Source organism: Bacillus cabrialesii, assembly GCF_004124315.2.
Classification (GTDB): domain Bacteria; phylum Bacillota; class Bacilli; order Bacillales; family Bacillaceae; genus Bacillus; species Bacillus cabrialesii.
On record NZ_CP096889.1, the window covers coordinates 3,416,677 to 3,441,443 of the forward strand.

22 protein-coding genes are annotated in these 24,767 nt (G+C 48.1%); 2 read left to right on the forward strand and 20 right to left on the reverse strand.

Translation table 11 applies throughout. The annotated features are described in order from the left end of the window. Positions 1-18: 18 nt before the first annotated feature. The 7 genes from ganB to lutR form a co-directional block, all read right to left on the reverse strand. On the reverse strand, positions 19-1,308 hold the full coding sequence (ganB, locus tag EFK13_RS17510; RefSeq protein ID WP_129507548.1) for an arabinogalactan endo-beta-1,4-galactanase: 1,290 nt from the start codon (positions 1,306-1,308) through the stop codon (positions 19-21). 78 nt (positions 1,309-1,386) lie between these two features. Next, positions 1,387-3,450 (reverse strand): beta-galactosidase GanA, encoded by a 2,064-nt coding sequence (ganA, locus tag EFK13_RS17515; protein WP_129507547.1) that lies wholly within the window; start codon positions 3,448-3,450, stop codon positions 1,387-1,389. An 18-nt stretch (positions 3,451-3,468) separates the two neighbouring features. Beyond that, positions 3,469-4,320, reverse strand: a complete 852-nt coding sequence (ganQ, locus tag EFK13_RS17520; RefSeq protein ID WP_129507546.1) for a galactooligosaccharide ABC transporter permease GanQ — start codon at positions 4,318-4,320, stop codon at positions 3,469-3,471. Between the two features lie 3 nt (positions 4,321-4,323). Further along, positions 4,324-5,580 (reverse strand): galactooligosaccharide ABC transporter permease GanP, encoded by a 1,257-nt coding sequence (ganP, locus tag EFK13_RS17525; RefSeq protein WP_129507545.1) that lies wholly within the window; start codon positions 5,578-5,580, stop codon positions 4,324-4,326. A 38-nt stretch (positions 5,581-5,618) separates the two neighbouring features. Then, positions 5,619-6,884, reverse strand: coding sequence for an arabinogalactan oligomer ABC transporter substrate-binding protein GanS (gene ganS, locus EFK13_RS17530; protein ID WP_129507544.1), 1,266 nt, complete (start codon positions 6,882-6,884; stop codon positions 5,619-5,621). A 141-nt stretch (positions 6,885-7,025) separates the two neighbouring features. Then, the gene (ganR, locus tag EFK13_RS17535; protein WP_129507543.1) at positions 7,026-8,018 is read right to left on the reverse strand and encodes a galactan degradation operon transcriptional regulator GanR; all 993 of its coding nucleotides are present in this window, start codon (positions 8,016-8,018) and stop codon (positions 7,026-7,028) included. Between the two features lie 183 nt (positions 8,019-8,201). After that, entirely contained in the window at positions 8,202-8,924 is a 723-nt protein-coding gene (gene lutR / locus EFK13_RS17540) for an L-lactate utilization/bacilysin biosynthesis transcriptional regulator LutR (protein WP_103747268.1), read from the reverse strand. Between the two features lie 227 nt (positions 8,925-9,151). Here lutR and lutP point away from each other — a divergent pair, with 227 nt between their 5' ends. Continuing rightward, a complete protein-coding gene (gene lutP / locus EFK13_RS17545; protein WP_129507542.1) occupies positions 9,152-10,843 on the forward strand; it encodes an L-lactate permease LutP in 1,692 nt (563 codons plus the stop codon). Between the two features lie 26 nt (positions 10,844-10,869). Here lutP and rpoN read toward each other — a convergent pair whose 3' ends face one another. Then, complete coding sequence (rpoN, locus tag EFK13_RS17550; RefSeq protein ID WP_129507541.1) at positions 10,870-12,180, reverse strand: RNA polymerase factor sigma-54; 1,311 nt, start codon at positions 12,178-12,180, stop codon at positions 10,870-10,872. Positions 12,181-12,258: 78 nt separating this feature from the next. Between rpoN and yvfG the strand changes: the two genes are divergently transcribed. Continuing rightward, complete coding sequence (gene yvfG, locus EFK13_RS17555) at positions 12,259-12,477, forward strand: protein YvfG (RefSeq protein ID WP_129507540.1); 219 nt, start codon at positions 12,259-12,261, stop codon at positions 12,475-12,477. A 9-nt stretch (positions 12,478-12,486) separates the two neighbouring features. Here the strand turns inward: yvfG and EFK13_RS17560 are convergent, their stop codons facing one another. From EFK13_RS17560 to EFK13_RS17615, 12 genes are read right to left on the reverse strand one after another with little or no spacing between them, the layout of a single operon-like run. Then, positions 12,487-13,455, reverse strand: a complete 969-nt coding sequence (locus EFK13_RS17560; protein WP_129507539.1) for a polysaccharide pyruvyl transferase family protein — start codon at positions 13,453-13,455, stop codon at positions 12,487-12,489. Beyond that, positions 13,434-14,600 carry a DegT/DnrJ/EryC1/StrS family aminotransferase gene (locus EFK13_RS17565; protein WP_129507538.1) on the reverse strand — a complete coding sequence of 389 codons (1,167 nt, stop codon included), beginning with the start codon at positions 14,598-14,600 and terminating at the stop codon, positions 13,434-13,436. The genes EFK13_RS17560 and EFK13_RS17565 overlap by 22 nt, the downstream gene beginning before the upstream one ends. Before the next feature lie 4 nt (positions 14,601-14,604). Further along, a complete protein-coding gene (locus EFK13_RS17570; protein ID WP_129507537.1) occupies positions 14,605-15,255 on the reverse strand; it encodes an acetyltransferase in 651 nt (216 codons plus the stop codon). Beyond that, a complete protein-coding gene (locus EFK13_RS17575) occupies positions 15,252-15,860 on the reverse strand; it encodes a sugar transferase (protein ID WP_129507536.1) in 609 nt (202 codons plus the stop codon). The genes EFK13_RS17570 and EFK13_RS17575 overlap by 4 nt, the downstream gene beginning before the upstream one ends. After that, the gene (locus tag EFK13_RS17580) at positions 15,857-17,374 is read right to left on the reverse strand and encodes an MATE family efflux transporter (RefSeq protein WP_129507535.1); all 1,518 of its coding nucleotides are present in this window, start codon (positions 17,372-17,374) and stop codon (positions 15,857-15,859) included. Before EFK13_RS17580 ends, EFK13_RS17575 begins: the two co-directional genes overlap by 4 nt. Next, positions 17,371-18,405, reverse strand: a complete 1,035-nt coding sequence (locus EFK13_RS17585; RefSeq protein WP_129507534.1) for a glycosyltransferase — start codon at positions 18,403-18,405, stop codon at positions 17,371-17,373. The genes EFK13_RS17580 and EFK13_RS17585 overlap by 4 nt, the downstream gene beginning before the upstream one ends. Further along, a complete protein-coding gene (locus EFK13_RS17590; protein WP_129507533.1) occupies positions 18,402-19,478 on the reverse strand; it encodes a polysaccharide pyruvyl transferase family protein in 1,077 nt (358 codons plus the stop codon). The genes EFK13_RS17585 and EFK13_RS17590 overlap by 4 nt, the downstream gene beginning before the upstream one ends. Positions 19,479-19,482: 4 nt before the next feature. Beyond that, on the reverse strand, positions 19,483-20,517 hold the full coding sequence (locus tag EFK13_RS17595; protein WP_129507790.1) for a glycosyltransferase family 2 protein: 1,035 nt from the start codon (positions 20,515-20,517) through the stop codon (positions 19,483-19,485). A gap of 24 nt (positions 20,518-20,541) precedes the next feature. Beyond that, on the reverse strand, positions 20,542-21,645 hold the full coding sequence (epsG, locus tag EFK13_RS17600) for a biofilm exopolysaccharide biosynthesis protein EpsG (protein ID WP_129507532.1): 1,104 nt from the start codon (positions 21,643-21,645) through the stop codon (positions 20,542-20,544). Positions 21,646-21,648: 3 nt separating this feature from the next. Beyond that, positions 21,649-22,794 (reverse strand): glycosyltransferase family 1 protein, encoded by a 1,146-nt coding sequence (locus EFK13_RS17605; protein WP_064816243.1) that lies wholly within the window; start codon positions 22,792-22,794, stop codon positions 21,649-21,651. Next, positions 22,787-23,623, reverse strand: a complete 837-nt coding sequence (epsE, locus tag EFK13_RS17610; protein ID WP_129507531.1) for a glycosyltransferase EpsE — start codon at positions 23,621-23,623, stop codon at positions 22,787-22,789. Before epsE ends, EFK13_RS17605 begins: the two co-directional genes overlap by 8 nt. Continuing rightward, complete coding sequence (locus tag EFK13_RS17615; RefSeq protein ID WP_129507530.1) at positions 23,620-24,765, reverse strand: glycosyltransferase family 4 protein; 1,146 nt, start codon at positions 24,763-24,765, stop codon at positions 23,620-23,622. The genes epsE and EFK13_RS17615 overlap by 4 nt, the downstream gene beginning before the upstream one ends. Positions 24,766-24,767 lie beyond the last annotated feature (2 nt).

The window sequence follows — 24,767 nt, forward strand, 5'->3', positions numbered from 1 at the left end:
TCTCATGGATTTTTTGTTTCAGCGTTTCTTGGGGATATGCCCTGACTTCGCATATTGAAACACCTGCAAGGAAGGCAGCGGGTGTCCGTTAAAATCAAATAAGGCTTGGTTATCCACAGCACTCCCCCCATACCACTTTCCGGCATCTTCGGGGTCATATTCGGCAGCATAGCTGGAAGCCCAGCCTGACCCGTATGTTTCCCATAACACTTTGTTTTTCTCTACCTGCGTTTTCGGCCCGACCGGAATCCACGCAGGCTCCCAATAGAAAACGCCAAGCCCCGCCGTGCCTGTATTCGCTACGGCCTGCATCACATCTCTTATCGCATTCGTCTGGCCTTGAACGGAAATAGGATATGGCAGCGTCTGCCCGCTTTTTGGCGCCGTATTTTCATGACCGTCTCCATCCTCAGCGGTATAGGTGTACGATGTCTCCGCCACCATGACTTTTTTGCCGTACGTACCGGCAACAACCTTCAGCACGGAGGTCAAATTCTGTAATGTGCCGTGCCAGAAAGGATAATACGAGCTGGCAAACACATCATAATCCACTTTGTTTTTGCGGAGTGTTTCTGCAATAAATGAATACCTTCCAGCCGTTTCAGGATTGGTAAAATGCAGCGCGACCAGAATATTGCGGTTTGTTTCCCTGACCGCCCGGCTTCCTTCATTAAACAATTGGCTCATTTTCGCCCAATCGGTTTCGCCGGCAAATGCTCCTGTCGTTTCATTTCCGACCTGAACCATGCCGATGTTGACGCCTTCCTTGATCATCTTTTGCAGACTTTGCTTTGTAAATTCGTAGAGCTTTGCTTTTTTAGCTTCAAAGCTGAGATTCGCCCAAGCTTTGGGGACCTTCTGTTTCGCAGGGTCTGCCCAGAAATCAGAGTAATGAAAGTCGGCCAGTACCTTCATTCCGTTCGCTGTCGCTCTTTTGCCGATTTCGATGGCTTTTTGAATATCATTGTTTCCCCCTCCATACCCACGGCCATTTGAATGATACGGGTCATTCCAGATGCGGACGCGAACATAGTTGACGCCAGCTTGTTTTAAGGTTGTAAAAATATCCTGCGGTTTTCCGCTTGTATTATAAAAGGTGACTCCGCTGTTTTCTAAAGCAATAACACTCGACACATCTGCCCCTTTGATAAAGTCCTTGTTCATGCCCTCTACTTTTTTAACGAAAAGATCCTCTGTCCGAACCTCTGGCGCATGTTTTTCCTTCTCAACGGCAGCGGCAAATCCCGGTGAACTGAATGCACTCCACACGATAGCAGCCGCACAGAACATTTTCACTCCGCTTCTCATGATTCCACCCCTCACTAATTAGTAAGCGCTTTCCTAATGCAGAAAAAAGAATCCGCCCATTTCGAGCGGAGCATCAGCCTAATGTGTGTTTACGACTATTCTCACTTCATATTGTTCCATCGTCAGGCGGCCTGACAATATGTCTCCTGTCATTATGTCCTTCACACTCTGATCAAACGTGACCAGCTGTTTTTCTTCCGTAAAATTCATGATGAAAATATAATCATGATCCTGATCCTGCCTCGCTTGTACAGAGACGCCTTTCCCGTGCCGAACCGGAAAAACAGGAGAAAGAGACAGGTCTGTGATCAGCCCTTCATAGAAATCCCGATGAAATTGATCCTCCAAGCGCGCGCCGATAAAATACGCCTTGCCCTGCTGATATTGATGGCTTGTCACCGCTGGCGTACGCGCGTAAAAATCTTCTTGATACACCGCTTCCGCTGATGCGGTCTTTACATCAATCACGGTCGCATAATCCTTCATTTCATATGTTTGGCCGCGGTAGGTGACGGCGTTTCGATCGTTCGGATACAGCGTGTCGGTTTCAAGAGGCTCAATTCCGAAAATAGCTTGAAGATCCGGATGCCATCCGCCTGTATACGTTAAGTCATGTTCGTTCACAATCCCGCTGATATACGTCATGACTAAGGTGCCGCCGTTAGCCGTAAATGATTTTAAACGGGAAATGGTGTCTTCGCTGATTAAGTACAGCATTGGGACGATTAGCAGTTTATATGGTGCAAAGTCTTGTTCTTTCGTGATGACGTCGACAGGGATATCGTGTTCCCAGAATGTGCGGTAATGCTGTTGAAGTGTTTGCGGATAACGTTTTGTCGCCTTCGCAAACCCCTGGGCATCCTCGAGCGCCCAATGATTTTCCCAGTCATATAAAATAGCGGTTTCAGCAGGCCTCTTCGTTCCGACAACCTCGGACAGCTGTTCTAATGTCTCGCCGACTTTGGCCACCTCTTGAAAGACGCGGTTCTTCGAGCTATTGTCATGACCCACAATCGCTCCGTGCAATTTTTCTGATGATCCGCGCGATTTGCGGTATTGGAAATAGAGAACGCTGTCCGAACCGTGGGCGATCATTTGCATGGACGACAGCAGATTCATGCCCGGGCGCTTCGCCTTGTTGACGTTATGCCAATTGACCGCGCTTGGCGTACACTCCATTAATAGGAAAGGCTGCTGCTTCAGGCTTCGGTACAGGTCATTGATGAAGCCGACCTTCATTGCCAAATCAGCTGTGCTTTCCCAGTCATTGTGCCAGACCGGATAAGCGTCCCAGCTGATGACATCGACATGTTTCGCAAATTTGCTGTAGTCGAGGCCCTGATACGGAATCAAATCCGGTGTGTCAGCCATAAAGTTCGTTGTGATAGGGATATGGGGCGTCAGTTCTTTCAGCGGCACGATCTCATTTTCATAAAACGAAATCGTTTGATCGGTGACGAACCGGCGCCAGTCTAAGTTCATGCCGTGCAAGCCACTTTCACCGATCGGCGAAGGGCTTTCAATTTGTGACCAGTCATTGAATGTGTGGCTCCAAAACGGAGTCCACCACGCGTGGTTCAATGTCTTGAGGCTGTTGTCATATTTCGATTTCAGCCACTCCCTGAAAGCACGCTGGCATTGGTCGCAGTGGCAATCTCCGCCGTATTCGTTTGAAATATGCCACATTAACAGCGCAGGATGATTGCCGTATCGTTCTGCTAATAAGCGGTTGATGTTCTGCGTTTTTTCCCGATATGTCTTTGATGTGATGCAGTGGTTGTGCCTTCCCCCGTGCAGCTGTTTGACTCGGGCAGCATTGACACGCAGCACTTCAGGATAGGTTTGCGACAGCCAGGCGGGACGGGCTCCGCTCGGCGTTGCCAATATGACGCGTCCGCCTATGCTGTGAATCCGTTGAAAAATATCATCAAGCCAGTCAAATTGATACACGCCTTCCTCGGGCTCAAGCGCACTCCACGCAAAAATGCCGACAGAAAACGTATTCGTATGAGAAAGCTTCATCAGCTTGATATCATCGGCTAAAATATCGGGCCGATCAAGCCACTGGTCAGGATTGTAGTCTCCTCCGTGAAGCATAAATTTCGCTTCTGTTACGTGTGTTTTTTCAAGCTTTGACATCATATTCTCCTCCTTATTCTCTTAGCCTTTCGTTCCCCCTGCGGTTAATCCGGACACAAAATTCTTTTGCAGCATGATAAAAATGACGGCAACCGGTATGCTGATGAGCAGGGCTCCGGCCGCAAAAGTCGTATAGCTGGCCCCCATGACATCATTCACTAAATTGAATAGGCCGACGGGCAATGTATATGATTCAGGCGTTCTCAATATCGTTGAGGACAGCACAAAATCTCCGAGCGGTCCTGTAAACCCGTTCATGGCAACCACTGCCGCCATCGGTTTTGATAATGGCAGAATGATCTGGAAGAAGATTCTTGTGCTGCTGGCTCCGTCAATCTTGGCGCTTTCGTCTAAATCCATCGGAATGGAATCCATGTACCCTTTCATCAAATACGTATTCATCGGGATCAGGCCGCCGATATAAAGCAAGATTAACAGCCAGTGGCTATTGATCATTCCCAAGATTTGCGCCAATACAAACAAAGCGATTAAAGCTGAAAACTGAGGAATCATTTGCAGCAATAAAAAGAGGGTTAAAGCGTACTTCCTCCCTTTAAATCGAAAGCGCGAAAACGCATAGGCGGTAAACGTCACACAAGTTAAAGACCCCGCCATCGTAAACAGGCTGATCTTCATGGAGTTGATATACCACTGCACATATTGAAGGCTTTCTTTGCCCGCAAATAATTCCTTGTAATGGTCGAATGTCGGATGCTTCGGAATGATGGATGTACTGATCAAGCTATTGCCGGGGTTAAAGCTTGCGCCTGCCGTCCAAAGGAGAGGATAAACAATGATGACCGCCATACAGGCTAATAATAAGTAAGAGAGTAGGAGACGGATATATTTTCTGACCTTCATATCTGCCAGCATGCCCTATGCCTCCTCTTTAAAAGACTTCGTCTGTCTGAACTGCCACAATGCGATGGAGATGACAAACACAGATAATAAAATCGTTAACGCAGCGGCGAGTGAATATTGACTGGACTGCATTGTCAATTTATAAATCCACGAAACAAGGATATCTGTCCCGCCGGCTGTTGATCCGGTCACAGCAGGGCCGCCGCCATTGAATAGATAGATAATATTAAAGTTATTAAAATTAAACGTAAACTGGGTAATGATAATCGGAGCCATGGCAATGAACACCATCGGAAGCGTGATGTATCTCAGCTTTGCGAAGACAGAAGCGCCATCAATCGTGGCTGCTTCATACAAATCGTCCGGGATGGACTGCAATACGCCTGTTGAAACGAGAAAGATGTACGGAAACCCGAGCCAGCCCTGCATGAGAATCAGCGCAAGTCTTGACCAATTGGCATCTGTCATCCACGGAAGAGGCTCTATGCCGAAGAAAGCCAAGATGTCGTGATTCATCGCGCCGAAGCTATCATTAAACAGCCCTGCAAAAATTAAAATTGTAACAAACCCGGGAACGGCCCATGGCAAAATTAGAATCGTCCGGAAAAAGCGTTTAAAACGAATGTCTTTCTGATTGACAATGATCGCGAGAAAAATCCCTAAACTGACTTGCAGCGTAGACGCGGCAAGTGTCCAAACCACCGTCCAAGCCAGCACATCAAAAAAAGTCGACCTCCAAATATCAACTGTGAAAATGTTTGCGAAGGTTTGAAAACCGACCCAATCAATTAATTTAGCGGGAGGAGAATGATACAAATCATAGTTTGTAAACGCTAATGCAAAGCTGAATAAGATAGGAAACACTACGGCGAAAATTAAAATAAACAAAGATGGGCCGCTGACAACGTAAGGATAGCCATGAGAAATGATATGTTGATATTGTTCCTTGAGGGAGCTCAATGGCTTGTTTTCATCGCGCTGTTTTCCGCTTTGAAACGCATCGCGAAGATTCACATAATACACCGCAAGGCCAAAGCAGGTCACGATCACAGCGATAATCCCTTCCGCCAGCAGAAACACGGAATTATCCCGCGGCACTTCTGTTCCTAAAGTAAAGATTCCCCAAAACCCCATATTGAGCAGATCTCCAAAGACCGCAAAAAACGATGCGCCTAAGAAAAGAAAGACAAAACCTTTTATCCATTGCTTGTTATAAAATTGCCCCAGCCCTGGGATGATAGACAGCAACAAAGCGATTTGACGATGCTGCACCGTTTTCACCTCTCTTACAATACAAATCTAGCTTTCCTTTATTTTCCGCTATGCTTTGCTTTCATTTGTCCTTTAGCGGTTTCAGCCGCTTGATCCAATGCTTGCTTGGGATCCGCTTTTCCTGTTGCAACCGTCTGCAATGCCGAATCAGCCGGCGTCCATATTTCATTCATTTCCGGAATATTCGGCGTCGGCTCTGAGAAGCGGGATTGTTCAGTAACCGCCCGCGCAGCCTCGCTTTTCATAATAGCCGGGTCATTGGCTAAGGATTTCACAGCAGGAACTTCCTTCGTTTCTTCATATCGTGTTTTAGAATTTTTTTCGTTTGCCAGGAAAACGGCTAATTCTTGCGCCAGCTCCGCATTCTTAGAAAACGCACTGACGTTGTAGCTTTTGACGCCGATAAAGGAACTCATGTTTTTCCCATTTTCCAGCTTCGGCAGCTTCGTTATGCCATAATTGATTCCTGCTTTCGAAAAGGCTTCTACATTCCACGGGCCTGAGATAATCGCGGCGGCTTTCCCTTCTGTGAACAGTGATTCCAATACATTAATTCCCTGTTCTCCAATAATGCCGGCCGGGAATAAACCATCTTTGTAAAACTTCTGAATCAGCGCCGCCCCTTTGACAGCGCCTTCATTATTGAGTCCAATGTCTGACGGGTTATAGCTGCCGTCTTTGTCCTTTCCAAAAATGTATCCGCCGTATCCGCTCATCACGCTTTCCGCGTAATAAATTTGATCGAATAGGGCTAAAAAGCCAAATTTGCTGCCATCAGCAGTCTTTTTGGAATAGTCGTACCACTCTTCCAGCGTTTGCGGCAATTCCTTTTCTGAAATGAGATCTTTGTTGTAAAAAAGCACTGTCGTTTCGACCGCTTTAGGCAGCCCATAAAGCTTTTGATCAACCATTTGAGACTGAATGGAAGCGTCAGTATAAAGCGACTGAACGTCCTTTTCGACATGCAATTCCTTGAGTAATCCTTCCGTGACAGCCGTACCGATTTGGTCACCCGGCATTGTTAACACGTCAGGCCCCGTGCCGGCCGGTCCGTCCATCCGCAAATCTTCAATCTGCTTGGCATACGGTTTTTCAACGACTTTGACCTTCACATCATGCTCTTTTTCAAACGCAGCAACGGCGTCTTTAATGCCGATGCTCTTTTCTTTATCCTCCCACACGACAAGCTCTGACCCTTTTGAACTTGATTTGGCGCTGGTGCTTTCCTTTGGGCCGCAGGCCGCCAAGGATAAACCGACAGCCGCACACAGCATGAGTACGGAATACTTTTTTACCATTTTCATTGATCGTCACCCTTTCGGTATGAATGAAAGCGCTTTTAAGATAATATAGCACGCTTGAGAAAATGTGTAAACAAACTATTTACTTATTTAGGTAAATTATTTTACCTAAACAAAAAAACGGCTTAGTCTCCTAAGCCATTCTTAATTCATGCTCTTTCTGACGATTAATTCCGCGCCCACATATAATGTTTTTATCGTCTTTCTCTTGTCCTGCACTTGTTCAAGCAGCATTTCAACAGCATTTTTACATAATTCATATATATCTATATGAAACGTTGTCAGAGGTGGCGAGACATACTTTGCGAAGCTGATGTTGTTGATGCTCACAACGCTTACCCTGTTCGGTATGGCAATCCCTTTTTCGTTCAGGGCTTGCAGACAGCCTACTGCAATCGGATCCGCCGCTATCAAAAAAGCAGTCGGAAGCTGATCGCCTAATGTGTCAATCGCTGCTGTCATCAGGCGGTAGCCGTTTTCTACAGAAAATCCGCGATGACAAAAAATATAACGCTCGTCCAGCATGCCTTTTTCGCTCATATAGGATCTGAAGGTTTGTTCACGGATGTCCATTTCATCCTGATTGGTGTTCGGATTTTTGTATGTGCCGCCGATAAATCCGATGTTCTTGTGCCCTTTTTCGCTCAAGATGTTTACCGTCTTTCTTGTCATTTGGGCTAAATCAGGCCTAACCGAGTCAAAGTGATCGGGATCAGGAGTTGAATCGATAAAAACGCCATTTTCAGTGAGATTTCTGAGGAAAGCCAGTTCTTGATCGGAAAATGTGCCGACGGCTATAAACCCTTCGGTAAGTTCAGGAATGCTTTCAATTCCATCCGATATTTTATAAGTGGCCATGTCGACATTGAATGCTTTCGCCAGTTTCTCTACTTCTAATCTCATTGTTTTAAAATAGACATCTTCTAATTCTTCTTTATCTGTCAGCCAATATAAAAATGCAATATGTTTGACTAGCGGCCTCACTGTTTTCTTGCGGTAATTGAGCTTCTCCGCCGCTTCATAGATTTTCTCCCGTGTCTCATCAGGAACAGAAAGGCTTTCATCGTTATTTAAAACGCGGGAAACGGTGGAAATCGAAAATCCCGCTTCCTGCGCGATATCCTTAATTGTCGCCATTGCATCTGCCTCCACTATTTAGCTTGCCATTCATTTTAGTAAAATATTTTACTTTCTTTTCTGTAAATGTCAAGTGCGCATAGACCTTGCTGCATTCATGCAAAAAGACTGAACCATTTGCGGCTCAGTCTCAGGTGTTCGTATCATTTCGGCACTTGCGGAATTGCCCGGGAAATGAGTCGGTTATTGCACATTTTCCTCGAAATATCCCGAAAGCACATCTTCCACATTCGTTAAATGCGCCAGCATGGCGGCTTCCGCCTGCGCTCCATCCTGTGATGCCACGGCCTTGTAAATCCGTTCATGCTCCTCGTACAGCCGCTGAACTGAGGTCTTCTTGGAAAACAGCCAGATTTTCCGTGTTTCTCTCATCGTTTCCAGCAGCAATGATGACACGTGGTTCATCAAGTGTTTAAGAAGTTCATTTTGGGAAGCGTCAGCCAGCGCCAAATGAAATGCGAAGTCTGCTTTCTCACCCAGTTCCCCATCCGTTTCAATGCTGCCCATTTCCTTTAACGCAGCATGAATTCTTTCGAGATCGGCTTCTGTCCTTTTTTCAGCAGCTAATGACGCCACGCCGATTTCAAGCAGTTTTCTGACCTCGAGCAGCTGCTTAACGTCCTCTTTTTTCATGAGAAGGGCGGCTGAGAGCGGCTGAGAAATTTGATTGAGTTCAAATTCCTTCAGATACGTGCCTTCTCCCTGCTTCATTTCGACAAGCCCCATTGCTTTTAGCGCGGAAAGGGCTTCGCGAACCGCTGAGCGGCTGACTTGAAAGCTTTCAGCAAGCGCCTGAACTGAGTCCAGTTTATCTCCCGGCTTCAAATCGCCGTTTTTGATCATATCTAATAGCGCATCCGCCACTTCTTCATATATTTTCTTTGTTTTAATCTGTTTGTATTTCAAAGCAATTCACCCCGTAACTTGTAGGTCTGGCTGTTTACGATCTATTATACTCTGTTTTGGGGGCCGCCAAAAGATTTTGACAATTTTGTCAAAAAGTCTTGTACTTTGATTTTTTTCAAAATATAATGCTAGGTAACTGGTCTTATTACCCAGTCATCAGATGATCATATCATCTATAGAAACCGCTTACACATAACGCCAGTTTATGTTTCAAGGAGGGGTTTGGGATGCAATGGACACAGGCATATACGCCTATAGGGGGAAATTTGCTTTTATCAGCGCTTGCCGCACTTGTACCAATCATTTTCTTTTTTTGGGCGCTCGCGATTAAACGGATGAAGGGGTATACAGCGGGCTTGGCCACATTGGGGATCGCCCTGATCATTGCTGTATTGGTTTATCGGATGCCGGCGGAAAAAGCGCTGATGTCCGCGACACAAGGAGCCGTATACGGGATTTTGCCGATCGGCTGGATCATTGTGACGTCTGTTTTTTTATATAAAATCACTGTGAAAACGGGGCAGTTTGATATCATCCGCAGTTCTGTTCTCTCCATTACGGATGACAGGCGGCTTCAAGCGCTCTTGATCGCTTTCTCATTCGGGGCTTTTTTAGAAGGGGCTGCCGGCTTCGGGGCGCCGGTCGCCATTTCTGCCGCGCTGCTGGTCGGCCTGGGCTTTAATCCTCTTTATGCGGCGGGAATCTGTTTGATCGCCAATACGGCGCCGGTCGCCTTTGGGGCGATTGGGATTCCGATTACAGCCGTAGAAGGGCCGACAGGGATTCCGGCCATGGAGATTTCGCAAATGGTCGGACGGCAGCTGCCGTTTTTATCCGTATTTATTCCTCTTTATTTAATCATCATCATGAGCGGGTTCAGGAAAGCCCTTGAGGTCTGGCCTGCGATTCTCGTTTCCGGTGTTTCCTTTGCTGTTGTTCAATATCTTAGTTCTAATTTTTTAGGGCCTGAGCTGCCGGATGTTTTGTCGGCGCTTGTTTCGATGGCTGCGCTTGCTGTGTTTTTGAAATGGTGGAGGCCGAAAACAACATTCCGCTTTGCCGGTGAACAGGAAACGGCCGCCGCGATTGAAACGGCGAAAACGAATCCGGCTGCGCCTGCGTATAGCGGCGGACAGATTTTCAAGGCTTGGTCGCCATTTCTGCTGCTGACGATGATGATTTCTGTATGGGGCATTCCATCTGTCAAATCCGCGCTGACCGGGCATTACGAAGGCTCTGCTGTTTTCTTGAAGTGGCTGAATGCTGTTGGCGAAAAACTGACTTTCGCCCCTGGTGTGCCTTTTTTGAACAATCAAATTGTGAATGCTGACGGTGCGCCGATTGAAGCGGTTTACAAGCTTGAGGTGCTTGGTTCGGCCGGCACCGCGATATTGATTGCCGCTGTACTGTCAAAGTTCATCACGGCGATTTCGTGGAAAGACTGGGGAGCGGTTTTTAAAGAAACGATTCAAGAGTTGACGTTTCCGATTTTGACTATCGCTTCTGTCGTTGGTTTTGCCTATGTCACCAACTCCTCGGGAATGAGCACGACACTCGGCATGACACTCGCGTTGACAGGTTCAATGTTTACCTTCTTTTCACCTGTTCTCGGCTGGCTCGGCGTCTTCATTACCGGCTCAGATACTTCTGCCAACCTGCTGTTCGGCAACCTGCAAAAAGTCACCGCGTTATCGGTCGGCATGGACCCTGTTCTGTCTGTCGCCGCCAACTCCTCAGGCGGTGTGACAGGAAAAATGATTTCGCCGCAGTCGATTGCGGTGGCGTGCGCCGCGGTAGGACTCGCCGGAAAGGAATCAGACCTTTTCCGCTTTACGATTAAGCACAGCCTGTTTTTGCTGCTGCTCGTCTGCATCATTACCTTTTTGCAGCATCATGTGTTCAGCTGGATGATGCCTTAAAAAAATCCTCCCATCATGGGAGGATTTTATTTATATCGTTTTCTCGCTGCCGATGACGGAATGTTCATTTGATCGCGGTATTTTGCCACGGTGCGCCTGGAGATTTGGATGCCGCGCTGTTCATATAGCAAATCGGCAAGCTTTTGATCTGAAAGCGGTTTTGTTTTATCCTCTTGATTGATGAGTTCTTGAAGATGCGTTTTAACTGCGTAGTTAGACGCATCTCCATCTCCTGAAGCCTCAGCTTTTGCTGAGAAAAAGAGTTTCATCTCAAACAGTCCGTACGGCGTTTGTATCGTTTTCCCTTTGATTGCCCGGCTCACAGTTGATTCATGAAGGCCTAGGCAGTCCGCTATTTCTCTGAGAGTCAGCGGCTTCATTGCGCTTCGCCCTTTCAGAAAGAAATCCTTTTGGCGTGTGATCAGCTCATTGACAATTCTCGTAATCGTCTGTTTTCGCTGCCGCAGCGCGCGGCTCAGCCAGCGCCATTCCTGGTATTTCGCAGATAAATAAGAGGCGGTGTCCTGGCAGGAGCCGGATGATAAAAGCGTGCTGTACTGCGGGTGCAGATCGATCTCCGGAAACGAGCGGGTATTCAGCTCCGCTGCGATGTGCCCGTTTTTCACGGTGATAAAAATGTCGGGCTCGATATACACATCTTGCTCTGGCCGCGCAAATAGAAGGCCCGGTCTTGGATGAAGTGCGGCAATGTCATCAGAGATATCCTGAATGACATGAAGAGGAATTCCAGTCTCATTTGAAAGCGCTTTCCAGTTTTTTTGCGCAAAAGCATCAAAATGAGCTGAAACAAGCATCTCCGCTTGCTCATTTCTGTTAGGCAGCCGTTTTAATTGAAGCAGGATGCATTCTTGCAGCGATCTTGCGCCGATTCCAGCCGGCTCTAATGACTGGAGTTTTGCCAAAACAGCTTCCGTTTCCTTGGTCGAAACAGATAGGCGCTGCGCTGCCTCCTCCACTTCTTCTTCCAGGTACCCGTTCGAATCAAGCGAATGAATCAGATAATTGAAAATTTTTTTCTCAGTGTTTGTCAGATTCATATCGAGTGACTGCTGTTTTAACACATCCTGCAGTGTTCTTTGCGGAGCACTTAATTGAAGGCCGGCTTCCTGTGCATTCATCCTGTTTTTATTTGTTTTATGGTAAGATAGTGGCGGTGTGTCTGTTTCCTTTCGTTCAATAAGAGGGTTTTCCAGTGAGAGCTCATCAATGTATTCGGCGAGTTCTGCCGAATGATAGCCAAGCAGCGTGATGGCCTGCCTGAGCTCCTGTGTCAGTTGAGGCTTTAATACTTGTACTTGCTGAAGTTTCATATCCATCTTGCTCACTCCCCTTTCTTCATTGTACATGATTGAGATCACACCGTATACATTTATGAAAAAGGAGCTGCCAAAGAAATGTCTGAACTTTTTTCCGTCCCTTATTTTATTGAGAATTTTAAACAGCATATTGAAATGAATCAGTCTCAGGATAAAATCCACGCGATGAACAGCTACTACCGTTCCGTCGTCTCAACGCTTGTGCAGGACCAGCTGACGAAAAACGCAGTCGTCTTGAAACGGATTCAACATTTAGATGAAGCGTACAACAAAGTCAAACGCGGAGAATCAAAATAAACCTTCCGCTCACATGTGAGCAGGAAGGTTTTCCTTCTTTGAGGCGTGCTGGATGAGCCGGGTGCTTGGCACGCCTTCCATCCAGGTGTGATAGTAATTGGCGTTTTTCCCGTACGAATTATCAATGACCGTGTTCTCTTTTTGAAGAAGAGAGGACAGGATGTGGCCGTGCAGCCTGGACGTTTCTACCGATTCGTAACGGCTGAAAAACCGAATCGCTTTTTTAACGATATAATCCGAGTATTTTTCCCATATATACGCGATGGGCAGAGGGTTGCCCGCTTTTTTGTTCAAGACGTTCAGCGTTTGCAGAAAAGCGATCGTCCGGCGGTCTGAAGCTGACAGCACCGTGCGCCAGTCGTAGCTTTCCGCTTTTGCGTGTTCCTGAAGCTCCTTATTCGCTTCATGATCTGTTCTGATAAATCTCAGCTTTTGGTTGAGCGGCTGCTGCGTGGGAATAACGGGAAACAGCTGATGAGCCATATCAGGCAGAAGCTTAATGTGATTGCTTGTAAAATAAGCCTGAGCCGTTGTATAGGAGGCTTTTTCCCTTGTGATGATATGAAGTTTCGCATGCTTAGAAAATATCTCCGCCGTCCGTTTGAGATTGACTTCGTTTTGGTAATAAATCGATTGCGGCAGGATCACGATTTTGTGGTTCGGATAGGTTTGGACGATTTTTTCTCTAAAGCCTTGATAATACGGATATAAATCCCCGAAGTTGCCGCCTCCCTGGCAGACGATGATGAGATTCGGGTCCAGCTTTCGGCCGACGGGAAAATTGTCGGGATTCCAGCGTTTTCTGACCCGGATTCCGTATTCTTTAAAGAAGGCTTCTGTTCCCTTCATAATAAATAAATCCCCTACATTTCCGTATAGAGGATAGTCGGCGTATATAATTTCGGATTGTTTCGGAATGACGTCGAGCAGCCCGGACAGTTTCTGTTTCAGGCTGATCATCGAATGCTTGCTGTCCATTTCTTCACCTCGCCAGTTTGGAATAAGTGTACGAGCACATCAATGACCCGGTCTTGCTCTTCTTCCGTCAGATTGGACCCTGATGGAAGACAGATCCCTCGTTTGAAAAGATCTTCGCATATGCTGCCTGTACCTTCATGAGAATAAAATATAGACGGCTCAAACAGCGGCTGGGTATGGAGCGGCTTCCACAGCGGCCTCGCTTCAATGTTTTCTTCAGCAAGACGCTGAACCGCATCATATGGGCTCAGCCCGTTATCAAGTGTGAGCGTGGTAAGCCAGCGATTGGACACGCCTGCTGTATACTCCGGCATAAAGCGGACGCCGTTTATGTGACCGAGTGCATGTTTGTATCTTGTGAAAATGGCCCTTCTTTTCTCCACCCGCTCATCCAGTACTTCAAGCTGGGCAATGCCTACGCCGGCGAGAATATTGCTCAGTCTGTAATTGTGTCCGATTTCGCTGTGCTGATAATGTACAGCCGGATCACGGGCCTGCGAGGCGAGAAATCTTGCTTTTTCAATGGCGGCTTCATCATCTGAAACGAGCATCCCGCCCCCTGATGTGGTAATGATTTTGTTCCCATTAAATGAAAAAATGCCGAAGCGCCCGAATGTCCCGCTTTGCTTCCCTTTATAAACTGTGCCGAGTGATTCGGCTGCGTCCTCAATGACAGGAACTCCGTATGCATCACACAGGCTTACGATTTCATCCATTTTCGCGCTTTGCCCATATAGATTGACGGCAATGATTGCTTTCGGCAGCTTTCCGTTTCTCTTCGCATCCTCCAGCGCTCTTTCAAGGGCTTTCGGCGACATATTCCACGTATCAGGCTCAGAATCAATAAAGACGGGCACCGCTTTTTCATATAAAATCGGATTGGCGGTTGCCACAAATGTGAAGGACTGGCAAAACACGCTGTCTCCTTCTTTTACCTCAAGCAAACGCAGCGCCAGATGAATCGCCGCCGTTCCAGAGCTGACCGCAGCCGCCCCTTTTACGCCGACGCGTTCAGCCAATTGTTCTTCAAATGAATTCACGAGAGGCCCAAGCGGCGCAATCCAGTTTGAGCGAAAGGCCTCTGAAATATAGTGCTGCTCTCTGCCGCTCATATGAGGGGGAGATAAGTAGATTTTTTTATGCATATAATCATCCTTTGTTTGATGTTTGAATGGAAGAAATAATACGCGCCGGGGCACCGGCCGCCGTTACCCCGCCCGGTATGGAGCGTATCACAGCGGAGCCTGCGCCGACAGTGCTCCATGCCCCGATTGTGAGTTGCGGTATGACAGCCGCGCCGGTTCCGACGTGAGCGCCTTCCTGAACGGCGACCGCTCCTGACAGCGTGACACGCGGAGAAAGGTGGACGTAATCACTGATTTGATTGTCGTGCTCCGCCACTGCGCCCGTATTGATGATGCAGTGGGCGCCGATACGCGCGTCCGCCTGAATGATCGCGCCCGCCATAATCACGGTCCCTTCCCCGATGACAGCCGACTCGCTGACGATGGCTGACGGGTGAATCAATGTAATGAAATTTTCTTGTTTCAGTCCCAGTCGCTCCGCCAGCTGTTTTCTGACACTGTTGTTTCCGATGGCGATCAGAAACAGCACATCGGGAATGAGCCTGCGCAAATCACTAAGAGCTTCCGGCGGGCCCGTGTACCACTCTTTTCCGGATTCAAGCGTTCTGAATTTATCATCCAGCACCGCGGCTAAGCACGTATCTGGCCGGGCATTTATCAGCTCTCTGATCACCTTTCCGTGTCCGCCGTCACCTACAATCGCCACTTTTCTCATGAGGACATATCTCCGCTTCCGGTAAAGCGTTCCGCTGTCACATGATTGGTTTGCTGAATCCCTTCTGAAACAAGCACTTTTCGCACCGTCAAACATAAAATTTTCAAATCCAGAAAAAATGACCGGTTGTCAACGTACCAAACATCTAATTCAAATTTCTTTTCCCAGGAAATCGCATTTCTGCCGTTGATTTGCGCCCAGCCTGTGATACCCGGCTTCACCTCGTGGCGCCGGGCCTGCTTTTCTGTATAAAGCGGCAGATAGTCCATCAAAAGCGGCCGCGGGCCGACAAGGCTCAGATCGCCTTTTAGGACATTCAGCAGCTGCGGAAGCTCATCGATGCTCAGCTTTCTGATCAGCCTGCCCGTTTTCGTTAGCCGGACTTCGTCAGGCAGCAGATTTCCTTCACTGTCCCGTTCATCCGTCATCGTTCGGAATTTATAAAGGGTGAACGGCTTGCCGTGCAGGCCCGGCCTCACTTGCTTAAAGAAGACAGGTGATCCTATTTTCAGCCTGACAACGGCGATGGCGAACAGAATGATGACACTCGTACAGCACAATAAAAAAATGGCGGCCGTCAGATCAAAAAGTCGTTTCAGGATCAAAGATTCACAACTCCTTTCGTTTTTCGAAACCGTTTCAGTACCAGCTGTCTCTCCTCTTTCGTACAAACGAGCGTAAAAGCAAAAACGGCGTAGCAGCAGCTGACTGTCATTCCCGTCGCTATCAGTGATGCCCAGCCGTCAATCTTCACAACGAACTGGATGGCCTCACAGACCGCCCAGGCAAACACAGCCGCCGAAAGAGGCCCGATTATGCCTTTGAAAAACACGTGCTTTTTATAGCCGGTAATGCGGGATACGTAAAGCGGCGTAAAGATGGCATTTTTTAAAATAAGGGATATCGCTCCGGCCACTGTAATGCCGTACAGGCCGAGATGGGCAGGCCCGCTCAGCGTGACGGCCAGCATCACATTCACCGCGCCTAACAGCAGGGTAACGATCGCCGGTGTTTTTTGTTTATTAAACGCGGTCCATATATAAAACAGCGGCATAAAGGCGAGGCTGATCACCAAGTAACCGGCATGAATATATAAAAGCGGTGCTATAGACAAAAAGGACGGCCCAAGCCAGATCGCAAGAAAAGGCCCCGCCAATCCGCCCAATAAGGCGGCAGGAAGCGCAAGCAGAAGGCCGTTCAGCCTCACTGCCTTGTTGGCGTAATTCACCAATCCGTCCATATCGCCTTTTGAATAATACGAAGTCATAAGCGGCGCAAACAAGGATGCGACTGTTCCAGCCAGACTGCGCAGCAGAAGCGGAAACTGGATAATCGCCGCGTATTTCCCGGCTGCAGACGCTCCCAGCACCAAATTGGCGGTTAATAGATCAATCTGCAAAAAAAGCAGGACGCCGATTTGATTGACAGAGCTCCACGCGCCCGCCTGAAACAGCTCCTTGCTGATGCGGAAAGAAAGATCCTTCATACGAAACGAGAACCACGGAATCAGTTTTTTGAAGAAATAGAACGACAGCACAGATGCCATGACAGCACCAGCTAAAGCGGCAAGCTGGATCTGCCAGATTTTCGGCGCAAAGCATGCAAACAAGAGCAGGACAGACAGCACGCGTACAAGCATTTGCACCGCCTGAATGGAACTGGTGATGTATAGGCGGTTGGCATAAAACGGTGCAGCGCCGAAACCCGCCATCAAAAACGTTAAAATAAACAGCAGACTGCCGATCAAAATCGACAAACGCACATCAGCCAAAAGCGCCTGCGGCACGTTCATGACGCGGTCAATAAAGAAAGCCGAACCCGCAAGAGGCAGCAAAAGAAGCAACGAAATCAGAACAGACGCCGCCAAATAATTGCTAATATACGCATTTGCTTTTTCCCGTTCTCCCCTGTGGGCTGCGACAGAAAAGAACCGCACGACAACCGAGCTGAGCGCCACGGTGATAATCGAAAAGTAATTAATCACGTTTTGGGTCAAATGAACAAAGCCGAACGCTTCCACACCAAGCGTTTTGACAATGAAAGGCGTCATCCAGACCGACAGGAAAACGGACAAGAGAAATGCCGTGAGATTAGCGCTGAAGTTTATCGTGAATTTCATGCCTGCTTCGCACTGCCTTTCATCGTTCCCCGCTGCTCAAAAAACAGCTTGATGAGAAAGATGAGCCGCAATTTGCACAGTCCCAATACCAAACGCTCGCCTCTTAATAATTTCTCATGCTGAACCGGTGTATTTCTGACAGCCTGCCGCACCATGTCATAGGATAAAATGTGTTTAATCTGCTTTTTGATGTCTTTCGGCGAATCCGGAGAAGCACAGGCGTTTGCCAGAAGCATTGGAAGCTGATGCTTGCAAATGTACACATTTAAATCTTCTTTGCATGCACCCGCTAACCCGTAATGATTGTAAAATGCGATTTTCGCCTGATATTGCTTTTGAATCTGTTCATCCATCGCCGGCTTATAAGGAACTTCTGTCAGGCTGTTCGGGTTTTCACGATAAATGTACAAGCCTTCATCCAGCATTTTCACCCGCTCCGCCTCGCAAAAAGCGGACAAATTGAAGGGAGAATCTTCAGCAAAACGGATGTCTTCATCAAACATCAGATTGGTTCTTTCCAAAAGCTCACGGCGATAAACATAACGCCATACATACCAGATAAATCTCGTTTCGTGAGCATGTTTGAGCCGTTCAGCGATTTCCGTTTTTGTCAGCACGCGATTTGCGTCAAGCTGCGGCGGCACATAAGTCCGCCCGTCCGCTGACTGCTTGTAAAAACCGCAGCCGGCGATGTCGAGATGATTTTGTTCCGCTTCTTCAATCAGCCTCTGGAACATGGCGGAAGATACATAATCGTCTCCGTCAACAAAGCCGATGTACGTCCCCCGTGCGGCCCTTATTCCCGCATTTCGCGCAGAACTCAGCCCGCCGTTTGTCTGATGAATAACCCGAATTCTCGCATCCCGTTTCGCATAGTCCTCTGCAATCTCGCCAGAACGATCCGGCGAGCCGTCATTCACGAGGATGATTTCAAGATCAGAAAGCGTTTGATAAAGCAAAGAGTCAATGCAATCCTCTATAAATGGTTCAACGTTATACATCGGGACAATAATACTGACGAGCGGGGTCATTGCGCTTCACCGCTGATTTTGTCACGCAGCCCTTTAAAATACATATCTCTCGCAAAGCCGGCTCCGGGTGCTCCTTTTGTTAACAGCTCTTTTACTGCGGCTGTCACACGCTCCGGCTCCGGATGCTCAATCAGCTTCATGGATGGGATGTCTTTGAGCCATTGATAACCTTCCATCACCTTATGGTCAAAGGAGCGGATGACGACACACGGCGTTCCTGTCAGCGCGCAAAAAATCATGCCGTGAAGCCTGTCAGTAACAACGGCTTCTGCGCTTTGCAGCTTAGACCACAGCGCTTCAAGCTCCTGCTCTCGCGAATCCCTGCTGACCCGGCGCCCGATCGTTGTCGTAAAGGATTTGATCTCGCCGAATTCTTCAAAGAGCGCGGCCTTGACCCGGTTTCTCTCATCCTCCTGAAGCACGCTTTCCTGATCCTCGCGCAAACACATATAAACCCCATCGCGCTCTGCGGGGGTCTTGCTTCTGTCTAAATACAGCACCATGTCCGGCTGCTTCAAAATCGTTTTCTCGTGGAAATGACGTTTCATAAACTGATACGTTGTTTCATCCCGGGCCATCAGCAATAAGCCAGGGTGCGCGTTATAAATTTTCTGCGCCCGTTTCAGCTCTTTGCGCCCCTTTTTCGTGTCGGAAAAATGAGCCGTTGCCGGAAGCTGGACAACTCGATAGTCGTGAAATGTTTTAATGATGAAGCGGCGCGTCCACTCCTCATAACGGTATAAATCCCCCATGTTCCCGCCTCCGATGATAAACACCATATCCTCCGGATGGCGCGAGCGAAGCAGCGCTTTTGCTGATTTGTAAATGTCCTTCATATCGATTTCGACGATGTCAAAATCGGGGTATTCCCGCTCAAGAAATGCCTTGCTGGCATAAGCAATCGCGTGATCTCCCAAATTGTCGTGGGACGGCAGCAGGGTCAATATGATTTTTTTCTGATGTGCTGCATCCTTCACTGGCTGATCTGCCGCACCTAGCCAATATTGGGATGGGTATTTGACCTTAAGCAGCAGCCATTCTGCAAAATTGATTTTCAACGATTGTAACGACATGTCCTCACCCTCTGTTTCTCATTTTGTACTCGATCACCCGCTGATACACGGCCGACGCCATAGCGACGATTGGAATCATTTTGTATTTCGCCATCAGAAGCAGGCATGACCGTTTTGCGTCAAAAGGCGCAGTACCCGTTTTTGAGAGGCTCTCCTGAAACACCGGGTCCGCGCAAATCACGCCGACATTTCTTAGCTTTTCAAACATCCGGCCGCTGCCGCTTGATTTCCATTCATTCAGCATACAGATGCTGCTGTGAAGCACGATAAAGGTATCAAGCTCCTTATCGTACTCCTCCAGTTTGTTGTTCTCCTGTAAAAACGCCGCATTCGCCTTATACAGCGCGAGCCCTGATTCAAACAGCTTTTTCTGATAGCGCTGCACGATAGAGGAAAGGTGGATTCGGTAATGATAGAGCGGCGTCTTTACATAGGATACCGAGCGGGCGAAAAAATGAGCCCGAAAGCTGAAAAACTGATCCTCGACATGCTCCAGCTCGCCCCGGAGCGGAAACGACAGCCGATGTGTTTCAACCATGCTCCTTCTGTACAGTTTGTTCCATGAAAACCCTCTGACCTTCCCTTCGAATAATGCCTTAATATAGTGCTCCTTCGGCTGATCCCGGTAGGTTTCGGCAATGTCAGAGATCATGGTTTTTCCAGTGTCCTCAAACTCCGCGGCGTAATTGCAAATGATCAGATCAGTTTCATCGTCTGCTGCTTGGAGCATCCGCTCACAATAATCAGGCTCAATCCAATCGTCTGAATCGATAAACGCGATAAACTCGCCGCGGGCCGCCTCGATCCCTTTATTCCGAACCGCGCCGAGACCCTGGTTCTCCTGATGAATCACCCTGAACCTGTGGTCCTTTTTGGCATATTCCTCCGCGATATCCGGGCTGGCATCTGCCGAACCGTCATTGACGATGATGATTTCAATGTTGTTCACAGTCTGGTTCCGCAGTGTTTCGAGACATGTTCTGATATATGTTTCTGTGTTATAAACAGCGACTAACAGGCTAACCGCAGGTGTTTCCATAATGACCGGCTCCTCTTGCATAAATTACCGGGAAAAAATCGTTCTGTAAGGCAGAACAGACGAATCAACCGGCATAAGCAAATAACTGTAAAGAAAATAACAAACAATGATCGCGATATAGATAAGGGCATTCGATTTTTCATCAAATATCCTGACGAAATAAGGGACTAAAATCATTTGATACAAACCGAAATAAATGTTGAATCTGGCAAAGATGACGTCCTTTGTGGCCAAAAGCCCGAACAAAAATCCGAGCAGGCACAAATTGACGACAATATCGATTTGCGGCCACAGCTTCCGCAGGCGCTCCCTATAGCAAAAGGCGAGAAACAACGGCAGAATCAAGACAGCGATTTTGATCACATTCATCCCATTTGTATTCGACATGAGCCATTTTTCATAATGGCTGTAGGAGCTGTTTTCAAGTACTACGACAAATACAGAAATAAATTTTTGATATAAAAATGTCATGCCGAGAAATAAAGCCGATAGGCCGAATATCGCCGGTGACCAGGCTTTTCTTCTGACGATAAAGTACACTGGAATCATAATCAGCGCCGAGGAGTGAAAGAGCGAGCTGATCAGCACAATCAGAAAATATCGCTTCCAGTTCCCGCTGATGATATAACGGATCGCCCAAAACAAAGCGGCTGCCACCATGTATTGCCTGATGCCGTTAAAAGATGCGTAATAATGAAAGGTTCCCAAAAATAAAAAGACACTCAGCTCAAACGGCCTTCCATAGTCGGCGAGTGTCTTCATAATAAAGCTGTAGGTCACCGCCGCAACCGTTATATACATGATTTGCGGATCTTCCGTGATGAAATTCATCAGCCAAAGAAGTGCGGTAAAGCCCGGATCTGTCGCTGTCTGCGCTGTGCCGAAACCGAATATTTGCCACACATTTTGGTAATCGCCCGCCAATTCGTACAGCAATGTATACGTCTGAAAATCCGTGCCGACTTTGTAACGGAGACCCGACACAAGCACAAGTGACGCTAGCGGAATCCAGATCAAAAGCTTATTCGGCCGATACCCCGTAGCGAGCGAATCATCACGGCCGCCGCACATTTTGGCAAACCAAGACCAAATATATACAATTCCTATATTGACGGCATATACAATCATCGTTTATTGTCCTTTACCGCTGGTGATATTGTATACATTCAGCAGCGCCCCTACATTTTGCTGGGCATCGTAGCCGAGTTCGGCGAGCGTTTCTTTGATGAGCTCGCGCTTCGGCCTGCCTGCGGCGGCCGCCCTTGCAATGGTTTCAGCCCAGATGCCGATCGGCTCAGAGAGACTCAATCTCGTCACAAGCCCGAGTCCGGCGTCAACTTTTTCTGTAATGTTGTCTGAAATGATGCATGGGAGCCCCGACGCCTGCGCTTCCACAAGCACAACCGGCAAGCCTTCGTACAGAGACGGCATGACAAACACATCAAATGTGCGCATCAATTCATGAATGCGGTCTTCAGTGCCTAAAAAGAGGACCTCTGAAAGCAGATCCTGCCGCCGCGCCTCCTCTTCCATTTTCTCTCGCAGCGGCCCGTCACCTGCGAGAACGAGCTGAAAACGAACCCCCCGTTCCTTGAGATGTGCGGCAAGCTTCAGCAGAAACGCGTGGTTTTTCACTTCATGAAACCGGGCCACATGGCCGATGATGAGACGATCAGCCGCAATGCCTCGCGCTGTTTTTTCTTCATCCCTCTGCCCGTTTGGAGCAAACAAATCAAGATCAATCCCGTTCGGAAGGAGATGGACGCGCTCCCGCTCCATGTTGGACCGGCCGAATAAAAACCTGCCCGCATCCTCTCCGCAGGCGCACAGTGCCGTCGCATTCGCCAAGATAAGCCGCCTGAACACCATCAGCTGCAGGCGGTCCTTCCAATTGAAGCTGGTTTTCCATGACGTATTGTGGGAATGGCATACCCTGACCGGCACTCCGGCAAGCCTTGCCGCAAGGGCGATAAAACCCGTTTGGAAATCCGTGTGCGCATGAACCGCGCTGAACGGCCCGTTTTCTTTTATCGTGTTTCTCACATTCCTCACAAATGTAAGAGGATTGCTTTGCCCGATGCTCGGGACATAAAAAAGCCGCCCGCCTAAAGATAAAATTTCTTCATCATAAGCGCACGGATCATTTCGATATGTTAAAAAATCAAATTGTACTTTGCTTCTGTCCATTTTCCGATATAAATTCATCACCATGGTTTCCGCGCCGCCCCTGTTCATGCCGCTGAGAACATGAAGCACGCGTTGTTGGCTGCTATTCATGCTTGACAAGCCCTTCCTTTTGGTTCATCACTCTTTTTTTGTGGTAGCGATTCATTACGGCTGCTGGCATAAACGCGCGGATTAACGGTTTTGCGATATATATGTAATCAGATAAAGGAAGCTGCAAGCGTCTGCATGCCTGATAAACAAGGATGGCATTGTCGATTGAATACGTAAATGACCGCCGTTTGAATGCATCGCTGTCTTCTCTTACTTTATACAAGGCTTCCTGGAGATTGTAGCCCCTGAAGCCCTCTTCAAAAAAGCGAAGCCACAAATCAATATCCTCCATCCGTCTCGTCCGCCGCACTGATCGGTAGCCTTTCAGCGTACGGTAGGCGCTTGTTCTCATCATAATCGTCCCGTGGCAAAACGGGGTCCCTTTTGCCATGATGCCCGGCTCTGGAACAGAAGGCAGGATGCGTGTGCCCCTTGCGCCAAATTCATCAAATACAAGCATGCCGGTGCCAACCACCTGATAGTGGCGGTGCTTTTCTAAAAACGCGACCTGCTTTTCCAAACGGCGCGGGAATGAAAGGTCGTCTCCATCCTGGCGTGCGATATATTCGCCTGTCGCATGCGAAAGACAATGATTTAATGCTGCGGCAAGCCGCTTGTTTGTTTTGTTTTGAATCAGCTTGATGCGGTCGCTGTAATGAGCGGCATACTGCTTCGCGATGCGGAGTGTGCCGTCTGTTGACGCATCATCGCACATAATCAGCTCCCAATTTTTATAGGATTGGCTGAGAATGGATTCAATGCTTTCCGCCAAAGTTCGTTCACAATTATAAATGCCCATAATGACAGAAACTTTTGGTCCTGAGTTCATACGCTTTTCTCCTTTGTATCCATATCCATGTAGACGGAATAAATATCTGCCATTTCTTCTACCGTTCGCGCCTCAGAAAAGCGCAAGGCCGTTCTTCGGCCTTCCTGCCCCAGCTTTCTGCAGAGTTCCGGCTTATGGTACAACTGTTCAATCCGGCCGGCAAAAGCGGCACTGTCACCGATTTTGATCAGAAAACCGTTTTCTCCGTCCCGAATGATTTCCCGATGCCCGCGGTTATCCGTGGCAATCGCCGGTTTTTCCGCCGCCATCCCCTCAAGCACATTCATGCCGAGTCCCTCTCTAATGCTGGATGCGACAGATACATCTGCCAGCTGAATCAGCTCGTGAATGTCACGGCAAAAGCCGTAAAAGCGGACATTCCCGGAAGCGCCAAGCTTTTCAGCTAACGTTCGATACGTTTGTTCCATCGCCCCTTTTCCTGCAAAAACAAGGCGGAGCGACGGAATTTTGTCTTTCAGCAAGGCTGCGGCTTCGATTAATAGCTTCTGATTTTTGTTCAGATTGAGCTCAGCCGGATAAACCAATATAAAATCGTCTTCACGGAATCCGTGTTTTTCTCTGAGTCTTTGCCGCTCTTCCAGGCTGACAGGCCGGAAGCGCTCGGTATTGACGCCGATGCCGTGAATTTTCTGCGTATTTCCGCCCGGCCTTTGAAGTCCTTTCGCCAGTGTGTAATCCTCTTCATTGATCGTAATCAGGCAATCTGTATAGGCCGAAAGCCATTTCTCAACCGGATAATAAAGAAGCCAATTTTTGATCGGCGCTCCGCTGCAAAAGTGAAAACCGTGCGCTGTGTACAGCACCTTTGTCCCTTGCCGCCGTGCCTGCCTCGCCGCTAGTCTTGCCAGCACGCCGCCAACTGGCGTATGGCAATGGACAATGTCGTATTGATTGGTGTCGATCACTTCCTTCAGCTGTCTGTAAACGCCCAGATTCTGAGGATGAAAGGGTGACCTTCGAATCGGGATGGAGAATTTCTCATCCACATGCGGCAGCTTGGTTTGTCCGCTCGCGGCGACATGAACCTCCCAACCCATTCGTTTAAACCATTTAAAATAAGGGAGGTGAAAGGCCTTAAAATGATAATCGACAGTCGCGCAAAACAGTATCTTTTTCGTCATCT